Below are 6,937 nucleotides of genomic sequence, written 5' to 3'. Positions count from 1 at the left end.
AATGTAGGAGCTGCCGAAGGCTGCGATCTTTTAGCTTTTAACCGAGGATCAGGGTTCCACTGGCAACCAGCGTTGCATTGCCGCCAATCTTCACCCGCTCACCTTCCAGCCGACAGAACAACTCCCCACCCCGCGCCGAACGCTGATACGCGGTCAGGCTCGACTTGCCCAGTCGCTTCGACCAATACGGAATCAGGCTGCAATGCGTCGACCCGGTCACCGGATCCTCATTGATGCCAATCGCCGGCGCGAAATAGCGCGAAACGAAATCGTGCTGATTGCCCCGCGCCGTAACGATCGCGCCCAGCCATGGCAGTTTGGCGAGTGCAACCATGTCCGGCTTGCAATCAAGCACTGCCTGCTCTGACTCCAGCACCACAAACAGCTCGTTAGAGCCGAGCACATCAATGGCTTCAACGCCCAATGCTCGTTCGACGTCCAGCGTCACACCAATCTCTGACGGCACGATCGACGGGAAATCCAGCCACAACCGATCACCTTCACGAGTGACGCTCAGCGCGCCGGACTTACAAGTGAAGTCGATACGCTCGGCGGTTTCCTTATAGATCTCGAACAACACATGTGCACTGGCTAGCGTGGCGTGCCCGCACAACGGCACTTCAGTGGTCGGGGTGAACCAGCGGATATGCCAGGCCGATCCCTCGCGCACCAGAAACGCGGTTTCCGCCAGGTTATGTTCGCCGGCGATCTTCTGCATCAGCTCATCCGCAAGCCAGGCATCCAGCCGATAGACCATCGCCGGATTGCCACTGAACGGTCGATCACTGAACGCGTCGACCTGATGAAACTCGAGCTGCATAACCTTCTCCCTAAGTCAGTCGGCAGAGCATGCAACCGCGAGGCGCTCAGCGCCAGTGACAGAACCGGCGAATTTTCTTCATACAGTGCAGGTGAACGTTACGCGCGGCCAATATCGGCAAATTTCGCCTGGGTGTGTTCGGCGAGCACGGCAGGTGCCAATTCAACCTCCAGCCCTCGCCGCCCGGCGCTGACATAAATAGTCGCAAAACCCTGAGCCGAGTTATCGATGAAGGTGCGCAGGCGCTTCTTCTGCCCCAAAGGGCTGATACCACCTAACAGGTAACCGGTCGAGCGCTGTGCGGCCGCCGGGTCCGCCATCTCGACTTTTTTCACGCCTGCCGCATGCGCCAGACCTTTGAGGTCGAGGCTTCCGACGACCGGCACCACTGCCACCAGCAACTCGCCCTTTTCGCTGGCCGCCAGCAGGGTTTTGAACACCTGCGCTGGCTCAAGCGCGAGTTTTTCTGCGGCCTCCAGCCCGTAGGACGCGGCCTTTGGGTCATGTTCGTAACTGTGCACGCGATGTTCGGCACGAACTTTTTTCAACAAGTCCAACGCAGGGGTCATGGCAGCTCCGGGCTCGGCAGTGGCGGAAAAACACTGTGCCGGATTCTAGGTGATCAGCCCCTAAAAGGCTCTATCCCAAGCCACGATTCCCGTGGCTTGCAGACATTCTGCAAACACCATCGCGCGTGGACGACACAGGATCATTCACACAACGAATAGTTTTATTGTGACCGACGGTTCACTTTCGACCTTTGACAGGTTTGTTTCTTGTCTATATTTTTTCGAATCTGAATAATGTAAGAATTATCATCACCGCAGCATTCAGCAGTAAACCGGGAAAGGAATGGGGATTCCTGACCGGGGAAAATCGCGCCCTGCCCTGACGGCATCGCGCCAGACAACAACAAAAAACGAGGTTTTCAATGACAACTGCTTTACAGCAACCAACGCTCTCGAGCCAATGCCTGGCCGAGTTTCTGGGTACTGCCCTCCTGATCTTTTTCGGCACCGGTTGTGTCGCCGCGCTCAAAGTCGCGGGCGCCAGCTTCGGCCTGTGGGAAATCAGCATCATCTGGGGCGTCGGCGTGAGCATGGCGATCTACCTCACTGCTGGCGTTTCTGGCGCGCACCTGAACCCGGCCGTGAGTATCGCTCTGGCAATCTTCGCCGACTTCGAAAAGCGCAAACTGCCGTTCTACATTCTTGCGCAGATCGCCGGCGCCTTCTGCGGCGCGCTGCTGGTTTACACGCTGTACAGCAATCTTTTCTTCGATTACGAACAAACTCATCAAATGGTCCGTGGCTCGGCCGCCAGCCTTGAGTTGGCCTCGGTGTTTTCGACCTTCCCGAATCCCGTTCTGTCGACTGCTCAGGCGTTCCTGGTCGAGATGATCATCACCGCGATTCTGATGGGCGTGATCATGTCGCTGACCGACGACAACAACGGTCTGCCGAAAGGCCCATTGGCACCGCTGCTGATCGGCTTGCTGATCGCGGTGATCGGTAGCTCAATGGGCCCGCTGACCGGTTTCGCGATGAACCCGGCACGCGATTTCGGTCCGAAACTGATGACTTTCTTTACCGGCTGGGGTGAAATTTCCTTCACTGGCGGGCGCGATATTCCGTACTTCCTGATTCCGATTTTTGCACCGATTGTCGGTGCCTGCCTCGGCGCTGCCGGGTATCGCGGGCTCATCGCCCGCCACCTGACCGACGCCACACCTGCTACAAAGGATGCAGAACCGGCCATTGACGGCAAACCAAGAACTTCTTGAAACAGTCGGCGCGGGTTCCTGCCCTTTAGAGCCTGCGCCACGGCCCACTCTCCCTTATTTCGTCCAAGGCAATCGACATGACCGACATTCAGAATAAGAACTACATCATTGCCCTTGATCAGGGTACGACCAGCTCCCGGGCGATCATTTTCGACCGCGACGCGAACGTGGTCTGCACCGCGCAGCGCGAGTTCGCCCAGCATTACCCACAGGCCGGTTGGGTCGAACACGACCCGATGGAAATCTTCGCCACTCAGAGCGCAGTAATGGTTGAAGCGCTGGCCCAGGCCGGTCTGCACCACGATCAGGTTGCTGCCATCGGCATCACCAACCAGCGCGAAACCACCGTGGTCTGGGACAAGACCACCGGCCGCCCGGTGTACAACGCCATCGTCTGGCAGTGCCGGCGCAGCACCGAGATCTGCCAGCAACTCAAGCGCGATGGCCACGAAGAGTACATCCGCGACAACACCGGTCTGGTTACCGACCCGTACTTCTCCGGCACCAAACTGAAGTGGATCCTCGACAACGTCGAGGGCAGCCGCGAGCGTGCGCGCAACGGCGAACTGCTGTTCGGCACCGTCGATAGCTGGCTGATCTGGAAATTCACCGGCGGCAAGGTGCACGTCACCGATTACACCAACGCCTCGCGCACCATGCTCTTCAACATCCACTCGCTGGAGTGGGATTCGAAGATGCTCGAGATCCTCGACATCCCGCGCGAGATGCTTCCGGAAGTGAAGGCCTCTTCGGAAATCTACGGTCGCACCAAGAGCGGCATTGCCATCGGCGGTATTGCCGGCGACCAGCAAGCGGCGTTGTTCGGGCAGATGTGCGTCGAGCCGGGCCAGGCGAAAAACACCTACGGCACCGGCTGCTTCCTGCTGATGAACACCGGCGACAAAGCGGTGAAATCCCAGCACGGCATGCTCACCACCATCGCTTGCGGCCCGCGTGGCGAAGTCGCTTACGCGCTGGAAGGCGCGGTATTCAACGGCGGTTCCACCGTGCAGTGGCTGCGCGATGAACTGAAGATCATCAACGACGCCCACGACACCGAATACTTCGCCAATAAAGTGAAGGACAGCAACGGCGTGTACCTGGTGCCGGCGTTCACCGGTCTTGGCGCGCCGTACTGGGACCCGTATGCCCGTGGTGCGCTGTTCGGCCTGACGCGCGGCGTACGCGTGGATCACATCATCCGCGCGGCGCTGGAATCGATCGCCTACCAGACCCGCGACGTCCTCGACGCCATGCAACAGGACTCCGGCGAACGCCTCAAGGCCCTGCGTGTGGACGGTGGCGCGGTGGCGAACAACTTCCTCATGCAGTTCCAGGCCGACATCCTTGGCACGCAGGTCGAGCGTCCGCAAATGCGCGAAACCACCGCACTCGGCGCGGCGTATCTGGCCGGTCTGGCGTGCGGTTTCTGGGGCAGCCTGGACGAACTGCGCGGTAAAGCGGTGATCGAGCGCGAGTTCGAACCGAGCCTGGACGAAGTGGAGAAAGAGAAGCTGTACAAAGGCTGGAAAAAAGCCGTCAGCCGCACCCGTGACTGGGCGCGTGAAGACGCTGAATAAGCCAACCTTCAGATCCAGATAGGCATCTAACTGGTAGGGAGCGGATTCCTGCGGCATCATGGGCAAATTTTGCACGGCAGCCCAAAGGAAGCCCCATGAATCTGCCTCCCCGTCAGCAGCAAATCCTCGAGCTGGTCCGCGAACGCGGCTATGTGAGCATCGAGGAAATGGCCACGCTGTTCGTTGTTACCCCGCAAACCATCCGCCGCGACATCAATCAGCTCGCGGAAGCCAATCTGCTGCGTCGCTACCATGGTGGTGCCGCCTACGATTCCAGCGTCGAAAACACTGCCTATGCGATGCGCGCCGATCAGATGCGCGATGAAAAACAACGCATCGGTGAAGCCATCGCCGCACAGATCCCCGATCACGCCTCGCTGTTCATCAACATCGGCACGACCACCGAATCGATTGCCCGCGCCCTGCTCAATCACAATCACCTGAAAATCATCACCAACAACCTGCACGTGGCGTCGATGCTCAGTGCCAAGGATGATTTCGATGTGCTGCTGACTGGCGGCAACGTTCGTCGTGATGGCGGTGTTGTCGGTCAGGCGAGCGTGGATTTCATTAATCAGTTCAAGGTTGATTTCGCGCTGGTCGGGATTAGCGGTATTGATGAAGACGGCAGTTTGCTCGACTTTGACTATCAGGAAGTGCGGGTTTCCCAGGCGATCATTGCCAATGCGCGGCAGGTGATTCTGGCAGCGGACTCCAGCAAGTTCGGGCGTAACGCCATGATTCGGTTGGGGCCGATCAGTCTGATTGATTGCCTGGTGACCGATCAGCAGCCGGTGCCGGCGTTGGCGCAGTTGTTGAGTCAGCACAAGATTCGCCTGGAAGTCGTTTAGCCCCCCCCCCAAGATCAAAAGATCGCAGCCTTCGGCAGCTCCTACATAGGTTCACTTGACCTGTAGGAGCTGCCGAAGGCTCGGGCCGCGATCGGACGATCTTTTGCTTTTAATGTTCGAATATTTTCCTTTCTCTGCCCTTCGATGAGTTTTTTCAATCGAACGTGACTGGCTGCGCGCGTGTTTATGGGCTACCATTTTCGCAAATGAACATTCATGTTCGATTTCCAATATAGAAAATCAAAAGAACCCGAGGCCAGCCGATGTCCACCTCTACCTTGCGTACGCCCCCACTCTCCGAGATCTACGACATCGCCGTTATCGGCGGCGGGATCAATGGTGTGGGGATCGCAGCGGATGCCGCCGGTCGCGGGCTTTCGGTGTTCCTTTGTGAAAAAGACGATCTGGCCAGCCACACCTCGTCGGCCAGCAGCAAACTGATCCACGGCGGCCTGCGCTACCTCGAGCATTACGAGTTCCGTCTGGTGCGTGAAGCGCTGGCCGAACGCGAAGTACTGCTGGCCAAGGCGCCGCACATCGTCAAACCGATGCGCTTCGTGCTGCCGCACCGTCCGCACCTGCGCCCGGCGTGGATGATCCGCGCTGGCCTGTTCCTCTACGACAACCTCGGCAAGCGCGAAAAACTGCCGGGTTCGAAAAGCCTGAAGTTCGGTGCCGACAGCGCGCTGAAAAGCGAAATCAAGAAAGGCTTCGAATACTCCGACTGCTGGGTCGACGACGCCCGCCTCGTGGTGCTCAACGCCATGGCCGCCCGCGAAAAAGGCGCCCACGTGCACACCCAGACGCGCTGCGTCAGCGCCCGCCGCGCCAAGGGCCTGTGGCACCTGAACCTGGAACGTGCCGACGGCAGCCTGTTTTCGATCACCGCCAAAGCGCTGGTGAACGCCGCCGGCCCATGGGTTGCCAAATTCATTCGTGACGATCTGAAGATGGAATCGCCGTACGGCATCCGTCTGATTCAGGGCAGCCACATCATCGTGCCGAAGCTGTATGAAGGCGATCACGCGCACATTCTGCAAAACGAAGATCAGCGCATCGTTTTCACCATTCCGTACCTGAACAACCACTTCACTCTGATCGGCACCACCGACCGTGAATACACTGGCGATCCGGCAAAAGTGGCGATTACCGATGCCGAAACCGATTACCTGCTGAAAGTGGTCAACGCGCACTTCAAGCAGCAGATCAGCCGCGACGACATCCAGCACAGCTACTCGGGCGTACGTCCACTGTGCAACGACGAATCCGACAACCCGTCGGCCGTCACCCGCGATTACACCCTGGCCTTGTCGGCCGGCGGCGAAGAAGCGCCACTGTTGTCGGTATTCGGCGGCAAGCTGACCACCTATCGCAAACTCGCTGAGTCGGCGATGGCGCAGTTGCTGCCGTTCTTCACCCAGATGCGCCCGAGCTGGACCGCCACCGCTACCCTGCCCGGCGGCGAAGACATGACCACGCCACAGGCCTTGTGTGCGCAGATTCGCGACAAGTTCGACTTCGTGCCGACCGAGATCGCTCGTCGCTGGTCCACCACCTACGGCAGCCGCACCTGGCGCATGCTCGAAGGCGTGGAGACTCTGGCAGACATGGGCGAACACCTCGGCGGCGGGCTCTACACCCGTGAAGTCGATTACCTGTGCAGCGAAGAGTGGGCAACCACTGCCCACGACATTCTGTGGCGCCGCAGTAAACTCGGCTTGTTCACGACGCCGGCTGAGCAGGAAAAACTGGCGGCGTATCTGGGCAAGGTTGAACAGAACCGCAAGATCGAAGCGGCCTGATTGTCGGATCGTCGTTTGGATGAAAGCCCCTGAGTTGTGAGATTCAGGGGCTTTTTGTTGTGCCAATGAAATCCAGCCCCCCTCACCCCAGCCCTCTCCCC

6 protein-coding genes are annotated in these 6,937 nt (G+C 58.9%); 4 read left to right on the top strand and 2 right to left on the bottom strand.

Features of this window, described 5'->3' with window-relative positions:
* Positions 1-37 precede the first annotated feature (37 nt).
* Together ACW9IR_RS08425 and ybaK are read right to left on the bottom strand one after the other, a co-directional pair.
* The gene (locus ACW9IR_RS08425) at positions 38-820 is read right to left on the bottom strand and encodes a PhzF family phenazine biosynthesis protein (RefSeq protein ID WP_110718864.1); all 783 of its coding nucleotides are present in this window, start codon (positions 818-820) and stop codon (positions 38-40) included.
* A gap of 98 nt (positions 821-918) precedes the next feature.
* Positions 919-1,389: a Cys-tRNA(Pro) deacylase gene (gene ybaK / locus ACW9IR_RS08420; RefSeq protein ID WP_003227741.1), complete on the bottom strand. Its 471-nt coding sequence runs from the start codon at positions 1,387-1,389 to the stop codon at positions 919-921.
* Positions 1,390-1,751: 362 nt separating this feature from the next.
* Here ybaK and ACW9IR_RS08415 point away from each other — a divergent pair, with 362 nt between their 5' ends.
* The 4 genes from ACW9IR_RS08415 to glpD all read left to right on the top strand — a co-directional run bounded on the left by ACW9IR_RS08415 (position 1,752) and on the right by glpD (position 6,836).
* Complete coding sequence (locus ACW9IR_RS08415; RefSeq protein WP_102901024.1) at positions 1,752-2,603, top strand: MIP/aquaporin family protein; 852 nt, start codon at positions 1,752-1,754, stop codon at positions 2,601-2,603.
* A gap of 77 nt (positions 2,604-2,680) precedes the next feature.
* Positions 2,681-4,183, top strand: a complete 1,503-nt coding sequence (gene glpK / locus ACW9IR_RS08410) for a glycerol kinase GlpK (RefSeq protein ID WP_038369082.1) — start codon at positions 2,681-2,683, stop codon at positions 4,181-4,183.
* A gap of 95 nt (positions 4,184-4,278) precedes the next feature.
* Positions 4,279-5,034 (top strand): DeoR/GlpR family transcriptional regulator, encoded by a 756-nt coding sequence (locus ACW9IR_RS08405; protein ID WP_007916700.1) that lies wholly within the window; start codon positions 4,279-4,281, stop codon positions 5,032-5,034.
* A gap of 263 nt (positions 5,035-5,297) precedes the next feature.
* A complete protein-coding gene (gene glpD, locus ACW9IR_RS08400; RefSeq protein ID WP_102901022.1) occupies positions 5,298-6,836 on the top strand; it encodes a glycerol-3-phosphate dehydrogenase in 1,539 nt (512 codons plus the stop codon).
* The last annotated feature ends 101 nt before the right edge of the window (positions 6,837-6,937 follow it).

The sequence above is a fragment of the Pseudomonas sp. SDT291_1_S447 genome, assembly GCF_054070155.1.
Note: the sequence above shows the minus strand (reverse complement) of the source record. Positions and strands in the feature narration are given on the sequence as shown.

Bases quoted from the DNA above. Each gene is read 5' to 3' on its own strand.
- ACW9IR_RS08405 (WP_007916700.1), top strand. From the start codon at position 4,279: ATGAATCTGCCTCCCCGTCAGCAGCAAATCCTCGAGCTGGTCCGCGAA.
- glpD (WP_102901022.1), top strand. From the start codon at position 5,298: ATGTCCACCTCTACCTTGCGTACGCCCCCACTCTCCGAGATCTACGAC.
- ACW9IR_RS08415 (WP_102901024.1), top strand. From the start codon at position 1,752: ATGACAACTGCTTTACAGCAACCAACGCTCTCGAGCCAATGCCTGGCC.
- ybaK (WP_003227741.1), bottom strand. From the start codon at position 1,389: ATGACCCCTGCGTTGGACTTGTTGAAAAAAGTTCGTGCCGAACATCGC.
- ACW9IR_RS08425 (WP_110718864.1), bottom strand. From the start codon at position 820: ATGCAGCTCGAGTTTCATCAGGTCGACGCGTTCAGTGATCGACCGTTC.
- glpK (WP_038369082.1), top strand. From the start codon at position 2,681: ATGACCGACATTCAGAATAAGAACTACATCATTGCCCTTGATCAGGGT.